This is a genomic window from Sphingopyxis sp. (assembly GCF_035998905.1).
Classification (GTDB): Bacteria; Pseudomonadota; Alphaproteobacteria; order Sphingomonadales; family Sphingomonadaceae; genus Sphingopyxis.
Genome location: NZ_DASYHG010000024.1, coordinates 78113 through 98963, shown reverse-complemented (window position 1 = coordinate 98963; position 20851 = coordinate 78113). Strand labels below are relative to the sequence as shown.

At 64.7% G+C, this 20851-nt stretch carries 19 protein-coding genes and 1 tRNA gene; 8 read left to right on the top strand and 12 right to left on the bottom strand.

What is annotated here, in order from left to right; all coding sequences use genetic code 11:
* The first annotated feature begins 47 nt into the window (after window positions 1–47).
* Together VGN62_RS13015 and VGN62_RS13010 are read left to right on the top strand one after the other, a co-directional pair.
* Entirely contained in the window at window positions 48–3293 is a 3246-nt protein-coding gene (locus tag VGN62_RS13015) for an amidohydrolase family protein (protein WP_327454496.1), read from the top strand.
* Between the two features lie 92 nt (window positions 3294–3385).
* Window positions 3386–3475 (top strand) — tRNA-Ser (locus tag VGN62_RS13010).
* Window positions 3476–3566: 91 nt separating this feature from the next.
* Here the strand turns inward: VGN62_RS13010 and VGN62_RS13005 are convergent.
* Window positions 3567–5117 (bottom strand): hypothetical protein, encoded by a 1551-nt coding sequence (locus tag VGN62_RS13005; protein ID WP_327454493.1) that lies wholly within the window; start codon window positions 5115–5117, stop codon window positions 3567–3569.
* A gap of 185 nt (window positions 5118–5302) precedes the next feature.
* On the bottom strand, window positions 5303–5929 hold the full coding sequence (locus VGN62_RS13000; protein ID WP_327454491.1) for a Yip1 family protein: 627 nt from the start codon (window positions 5927–5929) through the stop codon (window positions 5303–5305).
* A 169-nt stretch (window positions 5930–6098) separates the two neighbouring features.
* Here VGN62_RS13000 and hspQ point away from each other — a divergent pair, with 169 nt between their 5' ends.
* Window positions 6099–6473 carry a heat shock protein HspQ gene (hspQ, locus tag VGN62_RS12995; protein ID WP_327454489.1) on the top strand — a complete coding sequence of 125 codons (375 nt, stop codon included), beginning with the start codon at window positions 6099–6101 and terminating at the stop codon, window positions 6471–6473.
* Window positions 6474–6480: 7 nt separating this feature from the next.
* Here the strand turns inward: hspQ and VGN62_RS12990 are convergent, their stop codons facing one another.
* A complete protein-coding gene (locus VGN62_RS12990; protein WP_327454487.1) occupies window positions 6481–7353 on the bottom strand; it encodes an ABC transporter permease in 873 nt (290 codons plus the stop codon).
* Between the two features lie 124 nt (window positions 7354–7477).
* Here VGN62_RS12990 and VGN62_RS12985 point away from each other — a divergent pair, with 124 nt between their 5' ends.
* Both VGN62_RS12985 and VGN62_RS12980 read left to right on the top strand, forming a co-directional pair.
* On the top strand, window positions 7478–8170 hold the full coding sequence (locus tag VGN62_RS12985) for a GcrA family cell cycle regulator (protein ID WP_327454485.1): 693 nt from the start codon (window positions 7478–7480) through the stop codon (window positions 8168–8170).
* Window positions 8151–8579 carry a PaaI family thioesterase gene (locus VGN62_RS12980; protein WP_327454483.1) on the top strand — a complete coding sequence of 143 codons (429 nt, stop codon included), beginning with the start codon at window positions 8151–8153 and terminating at the stop codon, window positions 8577–8579. The genes VGN62_RS12985 and VGN62_RS12980 overlap by 20 nt, the downstream gene beginning before the upstream one ends.
* A gap of 54 nt (window positions 8580–8633) precedes the next feature.
* Here the strand turns inward: VGN62_RS12980 and VGN62_RS12975 are convergent, their stop codons facing one another.
* The gene (locus VGN62_RS12975) at window positions 8634–9467 is read right to left on the bottom strand and encodes an outer membrane protein (protein ID WP_327454481.1); all 834 of its coding nucleotides are present in this window, start codon (window positions 9465–9467) and stop codon (window positions 8634–8636) included.
* Window positions 9468–9624: 157 nt separating this feature from the next.
* On the opposite strand from VGN62_RS12975, the gene parE reads away from it, so the two are divergent.
* Both parE and VGN62_RS12965 read left to right on the top strand, forming a co-directional pair.
* On the top strand, window positions 9625–11604 hold the full coding sequence (parE, locus tag VGN62_RS12970; protein ID WP_327454479.1) for a DNA topoisomerase IV subunit B: 1980 nt from the start codon (window positions 9625–9627) through the stop codon (window positions 11602–11604).
* Window positions 11605–11614: 10 nt separating this feature from the next.
* A complete protein-coding gene (locus tag VGN62_RS12965) occupies window positions 11615–12931 on the top strand; it encodes a serine hydrolase (protein WP_327454478.1) in 1317 nt (438 codons plus the stop codon).
* A gap of 6 nt (window positions 12932–12937) precedes the next feature.
* On the opposite strand, the gene VGN62_RS12960 is transcribed toward VGN62_RS12965, so the two are convergent.
* The 8 genes from VGN62_RS12960 to uvrC are packed head-to-tail and all read right to left on the bottom strand — an operon-like array spanning window position 12938 to window position 20065.
* Window positions 12938–13417 (bottom strand): YkgB family protein, encoded by a 480-nt coding sequence (locus VGN62_RS12960; protein WP_327454476.1) that lies wholly within the window; start codon window positions 13415–13417, stop codon window positions 12938–12940.
* A gap of 60 nt (window positions 13418–13477) precedes the next feature.
* Window positions 13478–14272, bottom strand: coding sequence for a LysR family transcriptional regulator (locus VGN62_RS12955; RefSeq protein WP_327454474.1), 795 nt, complete (start codon window positions 14270–14272; stop codon window positions 13478–13480).
* Window positions 14269–14670: a Co2+/Mg2+ efflux protein ApaG gene (gene apaG / locus VGN62_RS12950; protein WP_327455019.1), complete on the bottom strand. Its 402-nt coding sequence runs from the start codon at window positions 14668–14670 to the stop codon at window positions 14269–14271. The genes VGN62_RS12955 and apaG overlap by 4 nt, the downstream gene beginning before the upstream one ends.
* A 23-nt stretch (window positions 14671–14693) precedes the next feature.
* Complete coding sequence (locus tag VGN62_RS12945; RefSeq protein ID WP_327454472.1) at window positions 14694–15902, bottom strand: trans-sulfuration enzyme family protein; 1209 nt, start codon at window positions 15900–15902, stop codon at window positions 14694–14696.
* A 4-nt stretch (window positions 15903–15906) separates the two neighbouring features.
* Window positions 15907–16953: a 3-isopropylmalate dehydrogenase gene (leuB, locus tag VGN62_RS12940; protein ID WP_327454470.1), complete on the bottom strand. Its 1047-nt coding sequence runs from the start codon at window positions 16951–16953 to the stop codon at window positions 15907–15909.
* Window positions 16954–17001: 48 nt separating this feature from the next.
* Window positions 17002–17739, bottom strand: coding sequence for a DNA repair protein RecO (recO, locus tag VGN62_RS12935; RefSeq protein WP_327454468.1), 738 nt, complete (start codon window positions 17737–17739; stop codon window positions 17002–17004).
* On the bottom strand, window positions 17736–18119 hold the full coding sequence (locus VGN62_RS12930; protein ID WP_327454466.1) for a PaaI family thioesterase: 384 nt from the start codon (window positions 18117–18119) through the stop codon (window positions 17736–17738). The genes recO and VGN62_RS12930 overlap by 4 nt, the downstream gene beginning before the upstream one ends.
* An 11-nt stretch (window positions 18120–18130) precedes the next feature.
* Window positions 18131–20065 (bottom strand): excinuclease ABC subunit UvrC, encoded by a 1935-nt coding sequence (uvrC, locus tag VGN62_RS12925; RefSeq protein ID WP_327454464.1) that lies wholly within the window; start codon window positions 20063–20065, stop codon window positions 18131–18133.
* A gap of 68 nt (window positions 20066–20133) precedes the next feature.
* Here uvrC and VGN62_RS12920 point away from each other — a divergent pair, with 68 nt between their 5' ends.
* Window positions 20134–20850, top strand: coding sequence for an SDR family oxidoreductase (locus tag VGN62_RS12920; protein ID WP_327454462.1), 717 nt, complete (start codon window positions 20134–20136; stop codon window positions 20848–20850).
* Window position 20851 lies beyond the last annotated feature (1 nt).

The window sequence follows — 20851 nt, the reverse complement described above, 5'->3', positions numbered from 1 at the left end:
CGCCCGAACCATATGGTCGGCACATAATTTCAAACGGGGATAATTTCATGGCGCGTATCGCTCTCGCCCTCGCGGCGACTCTGGCTTGTTCCACCTCGGTATGGGCGCAAGGCGTGCCGGCACCGGCAGCACCCCCCGCCGATGCGAAACCCGACAAATGGGACGTCAACGCGCCGCCGGGCATGGCGACGCGCAAGGTTCAGCTCGCGGTCGACGAAGGCAGCTGGATGAATGTCGACGTCGCCCCCGATGGCCGCACGATCGCGTTCGACCTGCTCGGCGACATCTATACGATGCCGATCGAGGGCGGCACGCCGACGCGTATCGCCGAGGGCCTCGCCTATGAGCACCAGCCGCGCTTCTCGCCCGACGGCAGGCGCATCGCCTTTGTTTCCGACCGTGCGGGCGGCGACAATATCTGGCTGATGAACCGCGACGGCAGCGACAAAAGGCAAATCTCGAAAGAAGATTTTCGCCTGCTGAACCAGCCGAGTTGGAGTCCCGACGGCCAGTTCATCGTCGCGAAGAAACATTTCACGACCGGCCGCTCGCTCGGCACCGGCGAGGTGTGGATGTACCATGTGTCGGGCGGCGCGGGCGTACCGCTCGTCAAGAAGCCCAACGAACGCCATCAGAAGGAACTCGGCGAACCGACCTTCGCGCCCGACGGCAAAGGCGTTTATTACACGCGCAACGTCACGCCGGGGCCGATTTTCGAATATGCACAGGACAGCAACACCGACCTGTTCCATATCGAGCGCTACGACCTGAATGACGGTGAGGTCACGACCGTCGCCGCGGGTGCAGGCGGCGCGGTCCGGCCGTCGCCCTCGCCCGACGGCAAGAAACTTGCATTCGTCCGCCGCGAGGGCACGCAGTCGAAGCTGTATGTGAAGGATCTTTCCTCGGGCACCGAGAAAAAGGTCTATGACGCGCTCGACCAGGACGTGCAGGAAACCTGGGCGGTCACCGGCGTCTATCCCAATATGGGCTGGACACCCGACAGCAACGACATCGTCTTCTGGGCCGGCGGCAAGCTGCGTCGCGTGAGCGCCGCCGGCGGCGAAGCGCGGATCATCCCCTTCAGCGTCAGCGACGATCGCGTGATCGTCGATGCGACGCACCCGACAGTCGAGGTCGCGCCCGACAGCTTTGCAACGCAGATGCCGCGCTGGGCCGAAGTATCGCCCGACGGCCGCTCGGTCGTGTTCGAAACGCTCGGCAAGCTGTGGGTGAAGCCCGCATCTGGCGGCGCGGCGCGGCGCCTCACCGCGGCGAAGGACAATGGCTTCGAATTGTGGCCGAGCTGGTCGCGCGACGGCCGCTCGATCGTCTTCGTGCGCTGGACCGACGCCGGGCTCGGCGAAGTCCATGTCGTCGGCGCCGGGGGCGGAACCTCGCGCAAGGTCACCGGGGTGCCCGGCCATTATGCCGAACCCCGCTTCTCGCCCGACGGCAAGACGATCGCCTTCGAACGGCGCACGGGCGGCGGCCTGCGCTCGGCGCGATGGGGAGAGAATCCCGGCATCTACCGTATTCCCGCGGCCGGCGGCACCCCCGAGCGGGTCAGCGACAATGGCGCCAAGCCGCAATTCGGCGCGGGGAACGACCGTATCTTCATGGTCACCGCCGCCGACGGCAAGAGCCAGCTCGTCAGCACCGACATCCATGGGCAGGACAAGCGAGTCCATGCCAATGGCGAACTCGTCAGCGATTATGAAATCTCGCCCGACGGCCGCACCCTCGCCTTCCGTCAGAATTACGACGCCTATGTAACCCCGCTGATGCCCGGTGGGCAGGATGTCTCGCTCGGTACGAAAAGCGGCGCGCTGCCCGTCACGCGGGTCAGCGGCAGCGGCGCCGAATATATCCATTGGTCGGACGGCGGGCGCCGCCTTCACTGGAGCCGCGGCGCGACCTTGTTCGGCGCCGACCTCGCGAGCTTCTTCACCAACGCGCCCGCCGACGAAAAGGCGCCGAAATTCGTCCCGCCGACCGAAGGCGTGTCGCTGTCGATGCCGCAAGCGGCGTCAAAGCATAAGGGCGTCGTCGTCGTCACCGGCGCAAAGATCGTGACGATGGCCGACAAGGACGGCGGCGTGATTGAGAATGGCGCGATCGTCATCGACGGCGACCGCATCACTGCGGTCGGCCCGGCGGGCGCGATCACCGTTCCCGCAGGCGCGGTGACGGTCGACGCGACCGGCAAGACGATCGTCCCGGGCTTCGTCGACGCGCACGCGCATGGGTCGCACGGCGATGACGAGCTGGTGCCGCAGCAGAACTGGTCCGAAATCGTTAACCTCGCGATGGGGACGACGACAAGCCACAATCCCTCGTCGCGCGCGTCGGAAATCTTCGTCTCGTCGGAAATGCAGCGTGCCGGGCTGATCCTCGCGCCGCGCATCTTTTCGACAGGGGAGATCATCTATGGTGCGAAGGCGGCGGGCGTTTATGCCGAGATCAACGGCTATGATGACGCGCTCGCCCACGTCCGCCGATTGAAGGCGCAGGGTGCGCATAGCGTCAAGAATTACAACCAGCCGCGCCGCGACCAGCGTCAGATGGTGGTGAAGGCCGCGCAGGCTGAAGGCTTGACCGTCGTCCCCGAGGGCGGCTCGCTGTTCACGCAGGACGTCACACTGATCCAGGACGGCAACTCGACCGTCGAACACAACATCCCGCTCCACATCTTCTACAAGGATCTGGTGCAGCTCTGGGGGCAGACGCAGGTCGACTACACCCCCACGCTTGTGGTGACCTATGGCGGCCCCGCCGGCGATCCCTATTGGCGCGCCCATACCAATGTGTGGGAACATCCGATCCTGTCGCGCCATGCGCCGCCGGCCGAACTCGCCGCGAATAACAAGCGCCGCGTGATCGCGCCCGAAAGCGATTATGTCGACGATGATTCGGCACGCGAGGCGGGCAAGATCGCCGCGGCAGGCCGCATGGTGTCGATCGGCGCGCACGGCCAGCAGTCGGGGCTCGGCGCGCATTGGGAAATCTGGTCGTTCGTGCGCGGCGGCTGGAGCAATATCGATGCGCTGCGCGCCGCGACGATCATGCCCGCAACGTCGCTCGGCTATGCGAAGGATGTCGGCTCGCTCGAAGCGGGCAAGCTCGCCGACCTCCTGATTCTCGACGCCGATCCGACCGAAAACATCCGCAATACCGACCGAATCCACCGCGTGATGCTCGGCGGACGGCTCTACGATCCGCTGACGATGAACGAGGCCGAGACGGGGAATCGCAGGCGCGAAGCCTATTGGTGGGAGGCCGACAAGCCCTGATAGGACGACGAAATCCAGCGGCGGATCGCCTTTTTGTGACGAGAGGGTTGCAAGACGTCCGGACCGCCGCTAGGGGCGTCTCCTCTCAGCGAGGAGAGTTGGCTGAGTGGTCGAAAGCGTCGCACTCGAAATGCGAAGTGCCGGCAACGGTACCGAGGGTTCGAATCCCTCACTCTCCTCCATTTTCTCCCCTTAGCGGGGCTGAAATGACTGGCCTTTTCGACCGGGGCCGCAAACATCCATCAGCCATCGACGCGAGCCTCGCGCGCGAATTCATGGCTCAATCGGCGAAGTCCCCTTGACCAGCGCCCCTGCGCCCACGCACTGGAACCGGGCGGCGCCGGACGAGACGGCCTTGCCCACGACGGCGGGCCAAGCGGGTTCGGTCGAAGTCTTCCCACCGACGATACATTTATAGGCATAGCCATTGTCGACGGTCGGCAAAATATACTGGCCCTTGTCATATTTTGCGGCCGAAACGAAGGTGAAGCCGAGGATGCCGGCGCGCGCGCATAGGTTATATTCATAGCCGCCAGCGGCTGGATCGCGGTCTATTTTGAGCCCGGCCGGCAGCCAGCGCCCGTTCTGTCCGTTCGCGTCACGCGGGGTAAAACCGCGAAATCGTGCGCCATTCGATACCGTGACCTGCGGGGTTTCCAAAGGACCATCCCACACATCGCACTCCGAGTTGAAACGGACATAGCCGCCGAGCGCGATCGTTGAATTGATGTAATTTCCAACGGATAACACGCGCGTGACGCCAGTCACTTCGATCGGCTGGTTCACGACATTGCCACGCAGGTGGATCTGCCCCTGATCGTTCGTTGCCGAATATATGAGAAACTTGCCTGCGGGCCCTTCGCTCTGGCAACTTTCGATGATCACCGGATCGGGGCCGTCGCCGCTGATCTCGAACATTCTGGACGTCTCGTATCGAAGGCCCGCAGCGCATTGGCTGATCCGCATGAAGCCGGGGGTGATCAATTTGAAGGCGACGCCCTGCAACTGGTCAAATCCGATGCGCTCGATGACCGAGAAATCCGCTGCATTGGTCGCATCGATCACAAAGCCGTTCACGCAGGTGTGGAATGTGCTGTCCCGGAAGCTGATCTCGTCGCATTGCTCCAGCGGCGCCCTTTTGCTGCTGTCACCCCATTGCACCGCGGTTCCGGCGCCGAATATGAGAAGGTCCTGAAAGACCAACCCCTTGGTCGCCGGCTTGTTGTCGGAACCGATGCTGATTGCACGGGTATGCGCAACCGCATTGCAGTCGATGCCGAGGCGGGAGAGGCGGCAGGTCTGGACCGACCCATAGCGAATGGCAGGCGACGCGGCAGGCCCGCGATATCGGATCCACGTTCCTTCAAAAATATTGCCATTGTCATAGCGATAGCAGGCGCCTTGGCCTTCGAGCGAAATACCGCTGGGTATGACAAGCGTCGAATCGATACGGAAGCGACCGTTCAGCCGGACCGTGCCGATGCCATTCGCATGGGCAAAATCGATCGCTGCCTTGATCGCCGGCGCGGCATCGGCCTTTCCGGTCGGGTCTGCATTATAGGGCGCATCGGTGACCCAGATTTCCTGCGCAAGGCGTCGGCCGACGCTATTTCCTTCATTTTTCGCGTCATGCGAAAAGCCCACCATCTGCCCGCCGGTGGTCGAACGGAGATGGTCGATATAATCCTGGACGCTGCCCCCGCCGTCGACCGCGACATAGTGCGCCGCCGATGGCGCACCTTTTGCCGGGGCAGCCTGGGGCGCCGCGCCTTCAGCCGCGCCGAGCTTCTTCGAAGAGTCCCAAACGGCCCAAGAACCGGCCACTGCCAGCATACCCCGCCGCCCGATCTTTCCACCGCGATATTCCATAATGCCTCCGTCCATCAGGCGGATATCTGGAAGCCACGGCAGCGCAAGGCCTATACATCCTCGCCTCCTCCCGTTTTTCTTTCCTTCCGACGTCGGACAGGCGGGCGCCCCGACCGCGGTCGGGACGGCCCTGCCCGCTTTTAGCCGCGAATGCTGAGCAGCGACGGCGCCGTCAACGAGGCGACCACCGCACCGACGATCAGGAACAGCACGATCGCGACGATAACGACGACCGCCGTATAGCCGATCGCCTTGTCCTGCGGCGCCTTCATCAGCACCGGCAGGCCGAGATAGAGCAGGTACAGGCCGTAGAGGCCCAGCAAGGCGCCGATCAGCCCCAGCGCGGGAACGAGTCCGAAAATACCGCCCACCCAGCCCGCGGTCGCCGAATAGGCAGCGACCTTGAGCGCCTGGACCTGGTCCTTCTGGCCGCCGAAATTCGGGGCTAGCCCGTCGATGACGAGCGCAAGGAGGAACACCGTTGCCAGCGTCAGGCCATAGGACAGGATCGCCGACACCAGCGCGCTGGCGATCGGCGGGTGATAGGTCACGCCGAACGCGGTAAATCCGAACACCTGCCCGCCGATGAATTGCGCAACCGGCCCGATCGCGGCGAGCGCGACCACATAGGGCACATAGATCGACTGCGTCGTGGCGGGTTCGGCCGCGATAACGGGCCAGGTCTCCTTCGGCTTGAAAAGGATGTCCTTTGCGCGCTGGACAATGCCCGACGCCGGGCTGCTGTTCTTTGGTGGTAGGTCGGCCATCATGCGTCTCCCCTGATCGTAGCGGCCCGCGGAATGCAATGGCCAGAGGAGAGTCGTAGCCCGAATAGCCAGCGTATCTGTAACCTCGATCACAGCCCGATTCGGCAAACCGCAGCCGGGTTGAATGTAACGGACTTGAAACGTGCGTAAACCGCCATAGATTGAGTGGATGACGCTCGAATCCCCTTCCGAACTTCCCCCAACGGTTACGGCCCCGTTGATCGGCCGCGCACGTTTCGCCCCGGGCGATATTGTCCGCCATCGCATGTTCGATTTTCGCGGCGTCGTGTTCGACATCGACCCGGTCTTCGCAAACAGCGACGAATGGTATGAGGCGATCCCCGAGGAAATCCGCCCGGCGAAAGAGCAGCCTTATTATCATTTGTTCGCCGAAAACGGCGATTCATCGTACATCGCCTATGTCAGCCAGCAGAATCTGGTCGCCGATGGCGATGGCGGGCCGATCGACCATCCGCAGATCGACGCGATGTTCGACGGGCTGGACCACGGCCGCTACCGCGTCCGCGCCATCCACCGCCACTAGGCGAATATCAGGCCTTCAGCTTCCACCCCGTGGCCAGCAGGCGATAGGTCAGCAGGCCCAATCCGATATTCACCGCGACCAGCACCAGCGCGGCGGTCAGCACCGGGTTCGCGATCGTCGAATCGACGGTACCGATGAAGCCGTAGCGAAAGCCCATGATCGCGTAATAGACCGGATTGCCGTGCGCGATCGTCTGGAACCAGGGCGCGAGCTTGTCGACCGAGTAGAAGGTGCCCGAAAGGAGCGCGAGCGGGGTCACCACGAAATTGGTCACCGCGGCGGCATGGTCGAACTTTTCCGCCCAGATCGACGTCATCAACCCCAGAAAAGCCAGCATCATCGCGCCAAGCACGCCGAAGACCGCGACTGCCCACAGATGATCGGTGCCGACATGGACACCGGGCCAGAGCAGCATCGCGAGCCAGAGCGCGAGGCCCACGAGGATCGCGCGCGTGACCGCCGCGCCGACCAGCGCGATGATCAGCTCACCGACCGCGAGCGGCGGCATCAGATAATCGACGATCGTTCCCTGGATCTTGCCGACCAGCAGCGAGAAGCTGGAATTGGCGAAACTGTTCTGCAGCATCGCCATCATGATCAGGCCCGGCGCGATGAAATCGGCGAAGGGAACGCCGATGACCATGCGTCCCGCGCCGCCCAGCGCGACGGTGAAAATGACGAGGAACAAAAGCGTGGTAATCGCCGGCGCCCAGATTGTTTGCAGCTGGACCTTGAAAAACCGCCGCACCTCCTTGACATATAGCGCCTGCATGCCGGGAACGTTCAGCGTCCGGATATGCGGTACACCGGGTTCCGCGAACGGCGGGCTCCCGGCGAAATTGCTCGAGTCGGGGCGCGAAATTTGGGGCTGGTCGTTCATGGCGTTCTCGCCTATCGCCTCCCCGATCTTACCGCAAGCTGGGCAGCGACTGGTGCCGGTCCCGAAGGGATCGGCAAGGCGGATCGTCTAACCGCCCGCGGCGTGGAATGATAAGGAATTGAACATGTCATGGACCGATGAGCGCATCGAAAGCCTGCGCACCATGCGGGAAAAGGGGCTGACCGCCAGCCAGATCGCCGACGAGCTTGGCGGCGTGAGCCGCAACGCGGTGATCGGCAAGGCGCATCGCCTCGGCCTGAAATCGCGCCCCTCGCCCGTCAAAGCGACCGAAAAGGTTGCCAAGCCGGCCAAGGCGCCCGCGCCTGCTGCGCCGCGCCCGGCTGCGCCTGCCGCCGCGCCGCGTGCTGCGGCGCCGGTGGCCCCGCGCCCCGTCGCCCCGCTCCGGCCCGAGCCGAAGCCACCGGTGGACGCCCCCGAAGCGGACGCTGCGTCGGGTGACGCGCCGCCGAAGGCCGACACCCCGCGCATCGTTTCGATCGGCCCGGGCGGCTTTATCCGTCAGGGACCCGGCGACCAGCAGGCGCCGATCCCCCCCGCGCCGCCGCGCCGGCTGGTGCCCGCGAAGCCTAGCCCCGAAATCGCCGACAAGACGACTTTGCTCGACCTCAACGACCGCATCTGCCGCTGGCCGATGGGGCATCCGGGCGAGCCCGATTTCCATTTTTGCGGCGAAGCCGTGAATCCGGGCTTCCCCTATTGCGTCGAGCATTGCGGCCGCGCCTATCAGGCCCAGCTACCCCGCGGCACGCGCCGTCCGCCCCCGCCCCCGCCGTTCGGTGGTCCCCGAGTTCGTTAAGACGCACTCGGTGAGGCCTTTCAGCCAGGATTTCCAGTTCGCGCGCGCCCTAGGCCTACAAATGGTCGAGCGCGGCGACGGGCGTTGCACGATGGCGATCGACATCGAACGCGAGCGCCATTTCAACCCGAACGGCGTCGCACATGGCGGCGTAGCCTATTCGCTCGCGGACACAACCATGGGCGGCGCGCTGATGAGCCTGCTCGGCGAGGGGCTGGTCTGCGCGACGCTGGAGATCAAGTTCAACTATCATGTCGGCGTGCGCGAAGGCCCGCTAACCTGCGAGGCTACCGTGCTTCATCAGGGCAAACGGATTGCCAATATTGATGCACGCCTCTTTCAGGATGGCCGCCTCGTCGGCAGCGCGAACGGCAATTTCGCGATTTTTCCGATACCGTCGGCCCAATAGGCGAAAGGCGCCGGGTCCTTCGACCCGACGCCTCCCGTGCCCGCTCCCAAGAGGTCAGAAGCGGAGACTCAGCGAACCGCGCACACTGTGCGTGCGGAAATGGGGATTGCTGCGCTGGATGTCCGTCCCGCCGCCATTGAGCAGGAACGGGTTGGTCGGCGGCGCGGTGCCGGGACCGACGTTGACGACATAGTCCTTGTCCTTGAGGTCGGTGTAAAGATACTCGAGGCCGACCGAGATATTGTTCGTCACCATCAATTCGGCACCACCGCCCGCGGCATAGCCCCAGCCGTTGGTCTTGCCATTGTCCGAAAAGCTGTTGGCGGTGTTGCTCGTCGTGAACTTATTGTCGAGCCGCGCATAGGCGCCGCCACCCGTCACATAGAAAAGCGCGCCGCCGCCGGGGGTGTAACCCGCACGCAAGCGGGCGCCCGCCTGATAATCGGCCTCGCGGCTCATCGTATAGCTGGCCGGCGTGGTCGAAAAGCCGCTGACGCTGTCTCGCGCATGGCTGCGCCCGCCTTCCAGCACCGCGCCGATGACGAAATTCCCCATGCGCTTGTCGTAGCCGAGCCGCGCATAATATTCGGGGCCATCCTTGTCGTTCTTGCACCCTAGATTGGCGGTGCCCGTCGCAGCGCCGTTACAGAATCCGGGCGAGAAGGCATTGGCGCCACCCGAAGTGGTCACCTGATCGCCATAGGTGCCGTCGCGGTTGGTGTCGAAGACGAGCGTTTCACCGCGGTCGCTGCCTTGCAGCGTGCCGCCACCGGCGATGCTGATATAGGGTCCGTTGAAGTCCTGCGAGGTGTCGCGGCCTTCCTGCGCCATCGCGGGCATGGCTGCCCCGGCGGCCGCAAGCGCGGCGAGGAGAGAGAGGTTTTTCATTTTTTACTCCACTTTTTGAGTGACTTTGCAGTCGGCACCTCAACCCGCAGGCTTCGTCCAAAGTTCCCTCCTGCCACGAAAACGGGACGAGCCGAGCCGCCAGCAGCCGCCGAAAAGCGCCTTGCCAGCCGCCTTGGCGCCCCACTATAGCTGGGTCATGAGTCACGATTTGTTCGACGCCGCAAACCCCGCCACCGACAGCTATAACGCTTCGCAGATCGAGGTGCTGGAGGGGCTCGAACCCGTCCGCCGGCGCCCTGGCATGTATATCGGCGGCACCGACGAACGTGCGCTGCATCATCTCGCCGCCGAAGTCATCGACAACAGTATGGACGAAGCCGTCGCCGGTCACGCGACGCGGATCGAGATATCGCTCGATGTCGGCAACCGGCTGACCGTCGTCGACAACGGCCGCGGCATGCCGGTCGATCCGCACCCCAAATTCCCGGGCAAGTCCGCGCTGGAAGTCATCATGACGATGCTCCATTCGGGCGGCAAGTTCGAGGGCAAGGCCTATGCAACCTCGGGCGGTCTCCACGGCGTCGGCGTCAGCGTGGTCAACGCGCTGTCGACCGAAACCGTCATCGAAGTCGCACGAAACAAGCTCCTCTATCGCCAGCGTTTTTCGCGTGGCACCCCGCTCGGCGGGCTTGAGGAGCTGGGTCCCACGCCCAATCGCCGCGGCACCAGCGTCTCCTTCATTCCCGACCCCGAAATCTTTGGCGAGCATGGCCGTTTCAAGCCGCAGCGTCTCTATCGCATGGCACGCTCGAAGGCCTATCTGTTCGCGGGCGTCGAAATCCGCTGGAAATGCGCGCCCGAACTGATCGGCGACGACACCCCCGCCGAGGCGGTGTTCCAATTCCCCGGCGGCCTCGCCGACCATCTGAAGGAACAGATCGGCACGCGCGAATGCGCGACCGCCGAGCCTTTCGTCGGGCGGCAGGAATTCCCGGGCGATCAGGGGCGCGCCGAATGGGCGATCGCCTGGCCCTTATGGTCCGACGGATCGTATAGCTGGTATTGCAACACCATCCCGACCCCGGCCGGCGGAACGCACGAGGCCGGTCTGCGCGCCGCGCTGACCAAGGGATTGCGCGCGTTCGGCGAGTTGATCGGGCAGAAAAAGGCGGCGCAGATCACCGCCGAAGACGTGTTCAACGGCGGCGAGATGATGCTGTCGGTGTTCATCCGCGATCCGCAGTTCCAGAGCCAGACGAAGGACCGGCTGTCGAGCCCCGAGGCCGCGCGTTTCACTGAAAATGCCGTGCGCGACCATTTCGACCATTTCCTGTCGGACAATATGGACCGTGGCCGCGCACTGCTCGGCCTCGTCCTCGACCGGATGGACGAGCGGCTGAAGCGCAAGGCCGAACGCGAGGTCAAACGCAAGACCGCGACGAGCGGGCGCAAGCTGCGCTTGCCGGGCAAGCTGACGGACTGTGCGAACGACGGTCCCGAAGGCACGGAATTGTTTATTGTCGAAGGCGACAGCGCAGGCGGCAGCGCCAAGCAGGCGCGCGACCGCAAGACGCAGGCGATCCTGCCGATCCGCGGCAAGATTTTGAACGTTGCGAGCGCCAGCGCCGACAAGATCCGCGCCAATCAGGAAATCGCCGACCTGGCGCTCGCCCTCGGCTGCGGGATGCGCAAGGATTGCGACGCCGATCGTCTGCGCTACGAAAAGATCGTGATCATGACCGACGCCGACGTCGACGGCGCACATATCGCGACGCTGCTGATGACTTTCTTCTTTCAGGAAATGCCCGACATCGTGCGCGAGGGGCATGTGTACCTGGCACAGCCGCCGCTCTATCGCCTCACCGCGGGCAATATGTCGGCTTATGCCCGCGACGACGCGCACCGCGCCGAACTCGAAGCGACGCAGTTCAAAGGCAAGAAGGTCGAAGTAGGCCGCTTCAAGGGTTTGGGAGAAATGAACCCCAACCAGCTGAAAGAAACGACGATGGATCCCGCAACGCGGTCGATGCTGCGCGTCACCCTGCCGCAGGAATATGAAGAGCGGCACCAGGTCAAGGATCTGGTCGACCGGCTGATGGGCAAGCATCCGGAGCATCGTTTCCAGTTCATCCAGGCGAATGCCGCGACGCTCGACGAGGCGGCGATCGACGCCTGAGGAGGCTTTCATGGCGAGATTTCGGTCGGGGGCGATAGCGGCAGCGATGCTGGCGGCGTCCTCACCCGCAATCGCCATGGCGCAGACCGCAGCCACCGCCGCACCGGCGGCGCAAACCGCTTTCGATCGCCGCGCAGCGCAACTGGTCGACCTGTTCGCCGGAAACATCGCCTATGCGGACTATTTCGATCCGCATTTCCAGACCGCCGTCCCCGAGCCGCAGTTCAAATCCTTCAGCGCGGGTTTGATCGCGCAATATGGCAAGCCGGTCGCAATCGACCGCGCCACGCGGACGCACGGCCGCTCGGGCACCGTCCTGCTCCGCTTCGAAAGAGGGGTCGCAACCGTATTGCTCGACGTCGGCGCAGCCACCGACGCGCGCGTAACGGGGCTGCGTGTCACCGGCGTCACGGTGGCCAATGACAGCTTCGACAAGGTCGCGGCCGAGATCGCGGCGCTGCCGGGTCAAACCGGCTTTCTCGTTGCTGAGCTTGACGGCACAACCATCCGCCCGCTCGCCTCGGCGGCCCCCGACCGGCAATTCGCCGTCGGTTCAACGATCAAGCTCTACATCCTCGACGAACTTGCCGCGCAGGTCGCCGCGGGCAAGCGGCGCTGGTCCGACGTCGTGCCGCTGTCGCACCTCAGCTTTTCGTCGGCGGCAACCGCCAACTGGCCCGTCGGCACGCCGGTGACGCTGCAGACCCTCGCGAACTGGATGATTTCGGTCAGCGACAATGGCGCGACCGACACGCTGATCCACCTCATCGGGCGCGAGCCGATCGAGGCACGGATGCGCGCCGCGGGGCATAAAGATCCGTCGCGCAACATCCCTCTGCTTACGACGGTCGAAGCCTTCGCGCTGAAAGGCGATAATTTCGCCGACCTTCGCCTGCTTTTTCTGCGCGGCGACGATACGGCGCAGCGCCGGTTGATCGAGGACAACCGGAAGCGGCTGATCCTCGCCAACGTCGACGGCGTCAGCTTCACCGAAGGTCCGCGTTTCATCGACAGTCTAGGATGGTTTGCGAGCCCGAACGATATCGCCCGGCTGATGGCCGACCTGCGCGCACGCGGATCGAAGCCCCTGCTCGCCGCGATGGCGATCAACAACGGCGTCGGTCCGGTGGCGGCCGCGGACTGGAGCTATCTGGGCTACAAGGGCGGGTCCGAAAACGGCGTGTTGTCGATGAGCCTGCTCGGCCAGCGCAAATCCGACGGCAAATGGTTCGTCGTGACCGCGAGCTGGAACAATCCGGCGGCGAATGTCGAGGCCGAGCCACTGGTGGGACAGGTTGCGCGCCTGCTTGCCCTCGCTGCAAAATGATTGCGCTCAGACGCGGAAACCGGCGGTGCCCTGACGCAACCCGTGACCCGCGTGTAGTGTCAGTGCGAGGCAACCGGCAAGCAGGACGGCGTCCTTGAACAGGAATTGCGCGGTCGATCCCATGAAAGGGAAACCATAGCCTTCCTGCCATAACGGCACGCCGAAGCTGAAGCTCAGCGTGACGAGGAAGGTGGCCATCCCCATCAGCCCGCCAAGCAGCCCGGAGCGGTGCGACCATGCCCCCGATGCGATCAACGCACCCGTGGCCAGCTCGATCGTCCCGATGACATTGCTCGTCCCCTGAACCCCGATCAGCGGGTACATCCACGCGAACAGCGGATAATGCATGGCAATTTCGGCGACACCCTCCGCCTCGTAGGCTGCAAATTTCGCGACCCCGAAAAATGCGAAGATAACCACCAGCGACCAGCGGAGCGCACCGATCGCGAATGTTTGAGGCGGAAGCCTGTCCAGAATTTTGAGCATGTGAATATCCCCGAATGACGATTTCGAGGGGTATTCGGGCGGCCAGACGGCCGGGTTACATCAGGCGGCAACCAAAGCCGCGACCAGCGCCTTGACCTTCGCCTGCCGCCATTGCGGCGTCGGCGCGACCAGCCAATAACCCTGCTTCACGGCGAAAGCGTCCCCTACCAGCCGCACGCGTCCTGCCGCGATGTCGGCTTCGGCCAGCATCGCCGGGACGTTCGCCTGCCCCAGCCCGTTGGCAGCCGCGTCGATCGCAAGGCCCGCATCGCCAAGCCGCAACGCGGGCTCTCCGTCGGCGACGGGGCAACCGGGCCAGGCGATGCGCGTGTCGCTGCCCGCCCCCGGCCCCGCGACGGTGACCATCAACGCGTCGGCGAGCGCCACGCCCTCATGCTCACCCGCCCCGTCGGTCCAGAAGATCGCGAGGTCGAGGTTCGCTTCGGTGAAGTCGATACCGCTGTCGGCCGACACCAAAGTGAAGCGCACGTCGGGCGCCTGCTGGCTATACCGCGCAAGCCGCGGCGCCAGCCATTTGGCGGTCAGGTCGCGCGGCGCAGCGATCGTCAGCGACTGCGACGATTGCCCCGCCTGCATCGCGCGCACCGATTCCTCGAACTGCAGGAAACCCTGCCGCAACGCGTCGAGCCCCGCATCGGCCTCGCCCGTCAGTTCCAGCCCCTTGGGCGTGCGGCGGAACAGCACGACGCCCAGCATATCCTCGAGCGCGCGGATCTGCTGTCCGACCGCGGCAGGCGTCACCGCGAGCTCGTCGGCGGCGCGCGTAAAGCTCAAATGCCGGGCAGCGGCATCGAACACGCGCAGGGCGTTGAGCGGCAGGTGCGTGCGCTTCATGACGCGGTCGCAGGTGCCACGAGCGGGAAATGCGGGATCGCGACGAGCATCTGCGATCCGTCGACCAATTCCATCGCATAGCTTCCGACCATCGACCCTTCGGGGGTCGGCAGCGGGCAGCCCGAAACATAGTCATAGGCGCCGCCCGGCGCGATCAACGGCTGTTCGCCGACGACACCCTCGCCCTCGACTTCGCTGATCTGGCCGCGCCCGTCGGCAATCCGCCAATGACGGCTGATCAACTGAACTGCGGTCTCGCCATGGTTTTCGACGCGGACATGATAGGCCCAGAACCAGCGGCCAAGTGCCGGATGCGATTGTTCGGGCAAATAGCTGACCGCCACGCGCACGGTGATCGCCCCGGTGGTCGCCGCGAAGGGGAAGAAGGAGTCGATCATCGTGGTCATGACGCCAGCGTCGCTCAAAGCCCGACTTTGGTCAATGCCTGGTCCAGGTCGGCGATCACGTCGCGCGGATCCTCAAGGCCGATGTTGATGCGCAGCATCCCCTCGACGACGCCCATGTCGATCCGCGCGTCTTCGCTCACGCCAAAATGCGTCGTCGTCCAAGGGTGGCAGCAGAGGCTGCGCGAATCGCCGATATTGTTGCTGATATCGACGAGTTCGAGCGCGTTGAGGAATGCCATCGCCTGCTCGCGTCCGCCATCGAGCACGAAGGAGAAGATCGGGCCGCACGCGCTCGACTGGCTCATCGCCAGATTATGCTGCGGATGGCTCGCCAGCCCCGGATGAAGGATACGCGCAACGCGGCCTTCGATCGCCTTGCCGACCGCGAGCGCATTTTCAGACTGGCGCCGCGCGCGCAGGTCGAGTGTCTCAAGCCCTTTCAGCACCACCCACGCGTTGAACGGCGACAGGTTCGGCCCGGTGTTGCGCTGAAACGGCAGCAGCACGTCGTTGATGAACTTTTCGGTCCCGCACACCGCACCCGCGAGCACGCGCCCCTGCCCTTCCATCAGCTTCGTCGCCGAGTAGGCGACGACGTCGGCGCCGAAATCCATCGGGCGCTGGAGCGCCGCGGTCGCGAAAGCATTGTCGACGACAGTGGTGATGCCATGCGCCTTCGCGAGGCCGCACACATGTTTCATGTCGACGATGTCCATCGTCGGGTTCGCCGGGGTTTCGAAGAAGAAGACCTTGGTGTTCGGCTTGATCGCCTTTTCCCACGCATCGTTGTCGCGCCCGTCGACGACGGTCGTCTCGATGCCGAAACGCGGGCAGAGATGGTCTACGAGCCAGCGGCACGACCCGAAAGCGGCCTTCGCCGCGACAATATGGTCGCCCGCCGACAGCTGGCAAAGCAACGCGGTGGTCATCGCGGCCATGCCGGTCGCCTGCGTGCGGCACGCTTCGGCGCCTTCCATCAGCGCGATACGTTCCTCGAGCATCGAAACGGTCGGGTTCTGGAGGCGCGAATAGGTCATGCCCTGTTCTTCGCCGGCAAAGCGCGCCGCGACTTCCTCGGCGCTGTCATAGGTGTAGCCCGAGGTCAGGAAGAGCGCTTCGGACGTTTCGCCATGCTCGCTACGCCAGGTGCCGCCGCGTACCGCCTGCGTCGCGGGGTGCCAGTTCTTCGTCTTGCTGCGATCGAAACCCGTCGTCTTTTTCATCTTCTTATCCGTTCAAAACCGAAACCACCGCATCGCCCAATGCCGCCGTTCCCATATTGCCCCCCAGATCGGCGCCGCGGCAACCATCGGCGAGAACCTTCGCGACCGCCGCCTCGATCCGCGCCGCGCTCGCCTCGTCGTCGCCCGAATGGCGCAGCAGCATCGCGAGGCTCAGGATCATCGCGAGCGGGTTGGCAACGCCCTTGCCGGCAATGTCGGGCGCGCTGCCATGGATCGGCTCGTACAATCCCAGCTTGCCGTCGCTCAGCGAGGCCGAGGCGAGCAACCCGATCGACCCGACGCACATCGACGCCTGATCGGACAATATGTCGCCAAAAAGGTTGCCTGTGACGACCACGTCGAACTGTCCCGGATTGCGCACGAGCTGCATTGCGGCGTTGTCGACATACATGTGGGTCAGCGCGACGTCGGGATAGTCGGCGGAGACCTCGATCACCACATCGCGCCACAGCTGCGAGGTTTCGAGCACATTCGCCTTGTCGACCGAGCAGAGACGCTTCGCACGCCCCTGTGCCGCGCGGAACGCGACATGCGCGATGCGGCGCACCTCATTCTCGCTGTACGACATGACGTCATAGCCTTCGCGCTGCCCGTCTGCGGTCGTGCGCGTACCCTTTTCACCGAAATAGACGTCGCCGTTGAGTTCGCGCACGATCAGCAGATCGATCGCCGATGCGACCTCCGGACGCAGCGCCGAACTGTCTTCGAGCCCCGCAAACAGCTTGGCCGGGCGCAGATTGGCGAAGAGGCCGAGTTCCGAGCGCAGACCGAGGATCGCCTGTTCGGGGCGCAGATGGCGTTCGACATTATCGAAACGCGGATCGCCAACGGCACCGAAGAGGATCGCGTCCGTCCCCTTCGCCTTGGCCAGCGCCTCGGGCGGCAGCGGGTGGCCGGTCGCTTCATAGGCGGCTCCGCCGACGAGCGCGCGGTCGAGCGTCACGGGAAGCGCAAGCGCGTCGAGAACCCTTTCGGCCTCCGCCATGATTTCCGGACCGATACCATCGCCAGCCAGCAGCAGGATTTTCAACGTGTCGCCCTTTCGTGTCTCGCCAGCCGCTTAGACAGCGGCGGCGGATCACGCAACCGCCCTGCCCAGCCGGGCGGTCAATCTTTCCCTTACGGTCAGCAAGTCGCGGTTGCGTCCGTCGAGGACGTCGCGGTCGAGGAAATGCCCGGTGATGATCAAACCGTCGAGTATGTCGTCCATCGGCGGGTTCGCATCCTGCCCGCGCAAGAAAGGCGGCAAGCGGAACAGACGCTCTTCATAACCCGCTGCGGCGCCGACGCTGACCGCGCCGCCCGATTTGGGGCTGACGAACGCCAGATCGGTCGAAAATCCCGTCACCACGCATTCTTCGAGGTTGAGGCCGAAGCCGAGTTCGGCGAGCAGGAGCAACTCGTAGCGCGCCAGCGCCGCCGCCCATTGCCGCGCGGACGAGGCGACCCCGATCGCGTCCAGAACAGCCGACAGCGCGGAATAGAGCGCCGGATAAGGCTGGCTTTCGGGAAGTGTCGCTGCGGTCAGGCTCGTCACCCAGTCGAGCGCTGCCGCAGCCAGCGGTTCTGCGAGGAGCTGCGCACGACTCTCCAGCAATTCGATCGTTGCGCCGCCAAGCTGCTCCTCGGTACGCCCACGCAATTCGAGCGCCACCAGATTGCCCGGCACAAGGAGCGGCCGCAGGCGCCGCGAGCGTCCGCCGCGCACATAGCCCGCGACCAGCCCCGCCTCTTTGGTCAGCGCGCGCAAAATCGCGCCATGCTCGCCATGCGTGCGCACCGCGCAGATGATCGCTTCGGCGCTCAGGCTGGTCAAAGCACCATCTGCGTCTGCGTCACCAGCGCGACCTCGGCGCCCTCCTCTGTACGGATGCGAGTCTGCCATACCGACAGGCGCTTGCCGATCTTCACCGGGGTCGCCTCGCCGACCAGCACCGATCCGACCGGGCCGGCGCCGAGGAAGTTGGTCTTGCTCTCGATCGTCGTCGTGCCGGTCGCGCCTTCGGGCAAGGTCAGGAAGGCACCGACCGCGCCGAGGCAGTCGGCAAAGGCCATGATCGCGCCGCCATGGACGATCCCGCCCGCGGTGCAGATTTCGGGCCGAACGGGCAGCTTGCCCACGACGCGATCCTTGTTGCCTTCATGAATGGTGATGCCCAGCGTTCCCGCCAGCGGCATGGCTGCTGCAAAATCCATAACCCTCCCTCTCACCGTCCCGAATGATAGAAATCATGCACAGCCTGCGCGACCGCGGCGCTGACGCCCGGTGCTTTCCGCAAATCCTCGAGGCTCGCGCCGCGGACTGCGCGCGCGGTTCCGAAATGCATCAGCAACGCCCGCTTGCGCGCCGGGCCGATCCCCGGCACCTCATCGAGCGGCGACGTGCCCATCGCCTTCGCGCGCTTTTGCCGGTGCGCGCCGATCGCAAAGCGATGCGCCTCGTCGCGCAGACGCTGGATGTAGAAGAGCACGGCATTGTTCGGCGGCAGCGTGAATTCGCGCCCGTCGGGATGGTAGAAGGTCTCGCGTCCTGCATTGCGGTCGGGCCCTTTGGCCACCCCGACGAAGGTCAGGTCGTCAATCCCCAGTTCGGCAAACACCGATGCAACCGCCGACACCTGGCCCTTGCCGCCATCGATCAGCACGAGGTCGGGCCATTCGCCCTTGGTCCGTTCGGGGTCTTCCTCGATCGCGCGCGCGAAACGGCGTTCGAACACCTCGCGCATCATCGCGAAATCATCGCCCGGCTGCGTCTCGGCGCGTTTGATGTTGAACTTGCGATACGCACCCTTGATCCAGCCCTCGGGGCCCGCGACAACCATTGCGCCGAGCGCGTTGGTGCCCTGGATATGGCTGTTATCGTAGATTTCGATGCGCTGCGGCGGGTTTTCGAGATCGAAAAGGTCGGCGAGTTCACGCCCGAGTTTCGCCTGGCTGCTGCTTTCTGCGAGCCGCCGGTCTAGCTCTTCGCCCGCATTGCGCACCGCCTGTTCGAGCAGACGGCGGCGGTTGCCGCGCTGCGGCACGCTGATCTCGATCTTGCGGCTGCCGCTCTCGCCGAGCGCTTCGGCGAGCAACGCGCATTCCTCAGGCTCGCGGTCGACGAGGATCAGTTTCGGCGGCGGCACGCCTTCGTAGAATTGCATCAGGAAGCTCGCCATGACCTCGGCCTCGGGCACCCCCGACACGTGGGCCGGGAAGAAGCTGCGATGCCCCCAATTCTGCCCCCCGCGAATGAAGAAGCCCGCGATGCACAGCTGCCCACCCTTCGCCGCGAGCGCAAACACGTCCGCATCGCCCAGCCCGTCCGCATGGACCGATTGGCTGCCTTGGATAAAAGTCAGCGATTTCAACCGGTCGCGGATCACCGCGGCCTGCTCATAGTCCATCGCCTCGGCCGCCCTGGTCATCGCATCCCCGAGCCGTTTCTGGACCGCGGTCGACCGGCCTTCGAGGAAGTCCTGCGCGTCGCCGACCAGCCCGGTATAATCCTCCTTCGAGATGCGGTCGACGCACGGTGCGCTGCACCGCTTGATCTGGTACAGCAAGCACGGCCGCGACCGGTTGGAAAAGAAGCTGTCCGTGCAGCTGCGCAGCAGGAAGGTCTTTTGCAGCGCGTTGAGCGTCTGGTTCACCGACCCCGCACTCGCGAAGGGGCCATAATAGCGCCCCTTGGCGCGCCGCGCGCCGCGATGCTTCTGCACGCGCGGGAAATCATGGTCGGCGCGCAGCAGGATGAAGGGGAAACTTTTGTCGTCGCGCAGAAGGACGTTGTAGGGCGGGCGGTAGCGTTTGATGAGTTGCGCCTCGAGCAGCAGCGCCTCGGCTTCGCTCGTCGTCGTGACGATCTCCATCGCGCGCGTCTGCGCCACCATGCGCTGAAGCCGCTGCGGCAGTCGCGCGACCTGTGTGTAATTGGTCACGCGGTTCTTCAGCGCGCGCGCCTTGCCCACATAGAGCACATCGCCGCGCGCATCGAGCATCCGGTACACGCCCGGGCGCGTCGGCAGTTTGCGCACGACGCTACGGATCGCCTCGGCGCCGCGTTCGAGGTCAGGCTGGTCGCCCTCCCCGTCGCCGCCGCGCATCACATACGTCGCTTTTTCTTCGTTGAATCGGTCTGGAGCGTTCGGGCGGGCCATGATTTTGCATGTAGGCGATGGTGATGCGACCCGCCATAGTGTGCGGGGTAAAACATAGGAGGGGTCTTATGGAAATTCGCGGCAAATTGGCATTGGTGACCGGCGGCAGCGACGGGATCGGGCGCGAGATCGCGCTGCAATTGCAGGGCGCGGGCGCGAGCGTCATCGTCACGGGCCGCTCGGCCGAGAAATTGCAGGCGATGGCGGCGCTCGGCTTCGGCACCATCGCCAGCGACCTGTCGACCCCGGCAGGCATCGACGCGGTCGTCGAAGGCGTCGCGGGGAAACCGCTCGCCCTGCTCGTCAACAATGCCGGAGTCGGCAGCGCCTATGACCTCGACAAGCCCGAAACACTGGAGAGCGCGGCGCACTGCATCCGCACCAACCTCGACGCGCCGATCGCGCTCTGCACGCGGCTGCTGCCGGCGCTTCGCGCCCAGCCGGAAGCCACGATCGTCAACGTCACCTCCGGCCTGGCGATCGCACCCAGCACCGGCGCTGTCTATTGCGCGACCAAGGCGGCCTTGCGCAGCTACACCCAGTCGATCTGCGCGTTGCTGAAGGGCACAAATGTCCACGTGATCGAAGCGCTGCCCCCCGTGGTCGAGACGAACATGACCACGGCCCGCGCGGGTAAGAAGATGAGCGCGCACGACTGCGCCGCCGAAATCGTTGCCGGCATCCGCACCGGCAAGCGTGAGGTCAATGCTGGAATGGTGAAGCTGCTCCAACTCGTCTACAGCATCTCGCCCGCGCTGGCGCGGCGGATCATGATCCGGTTCTGAG

Bases quoted from the DNA above. Each gene is read 5' to 3' on its own strand.
- VGN62_RS13015 (WP_327454496.1), top strand. From the start codon at position 48: ATGGCGCGTATCGCTCTCGCCCTCGCGGCGACTCTGGCTTGTTCCACC.
- VGN62_RS13000 (WP_327454491.1), bottom strand. From the start codon at position 5,929: ATGGCCGACCTACCACCAAAGAACAGCAGCCCGGCGTCGGGCATTGTC.
- hspQ (WP_327454489.1), top strand. From the start codon at position 6,099: ATGACGCTCGAATCCCCTTCCGAACTTCCCCCAACGGTTACGGCCCCG.
- VGN62_RS12990 (WP_327454487.1), bottom strand. From the start codon at position 7,353: ATGAACGACCAGCCCCAAATTTCGCGCCCCGACTCGAGCAATTTCGCC.
- VGN62_RS12985 (WP_327454485.1), top strand. From the start codon at position 7,478: ATGTCATGGACCGATGAGCGCATCGAAAGCCTGCGCACCATGCGGGAA.
- VGN62_RS12975 (WP_327454481.1), bottom strand. From the start codon at position 9,467: ATGAAAAACCTCTCTCTCCTCGCCGCGCTTGCGGCCGCCGGGGCAGCC.
- parE (WP_327454479.1), top strand. From the start codon at position 9,625: ATGAGTCACGATTTGTTCGACGCCGCAAACCCCGCCACCGACAGCTAT.
- VGN62_RS12965 (WP_327454478.1), top strand. From the start codon at position 11,615: ATGGCGAGATTTCGGTCGGGGGCGATAGCGGCAGCGATGCTGGCGGCG.
- VGN62_RS12960 (WP_327454476.1), bottom strand. From the start codon at position 13,417: ATGCTCAAAATTCTGGACAGGCTTCCGCCTCAAACATTCGCGATCGGT.
- VGN62_RS12955 (WP_327454474.1), bottom strand. From the start codon at position 14,272: ATGAAGCGCACGCACCTGCCGCTCAACGCCCTGCGCGTGTTCGATGCC.
- apaG (WP_327455019.1), bottom strand. From the start codon at position 14,670: ATGATCGACTCCTTCTTCCCCTTCGCGGCGACCACCGGGGCGATCACC.
- VGN62_RS12945 (WP_327454472.1), bottom strand. From the start codon at position 15,902: ATGAAAAAGACGACGGGTTTCGATCGCAGCAAGACGAAGAACTGGCAC.
- VGN62_RS12930 (WP_327454466.1), bottom strand. From the start codon at position 18,119: ATGGATTTTGCAGCAGCCATGCCGCTGGCGGGAACGCTGGGCATCACC.
- uvrC (WP_327454464.1), bottom strand. From the start codon at position 20,065: ATGGCCCGCCCGAACGCTCCAGACCGATTCAACGAAGAAAAAGCGACG.
- VGN62_RS12920 (WP_327454462.1), top strand. From the start codon at position 20,134: ATGGAAATTCGCGGCAAATTGGCATTGGTGACCGGCGGCAGCGACGGG.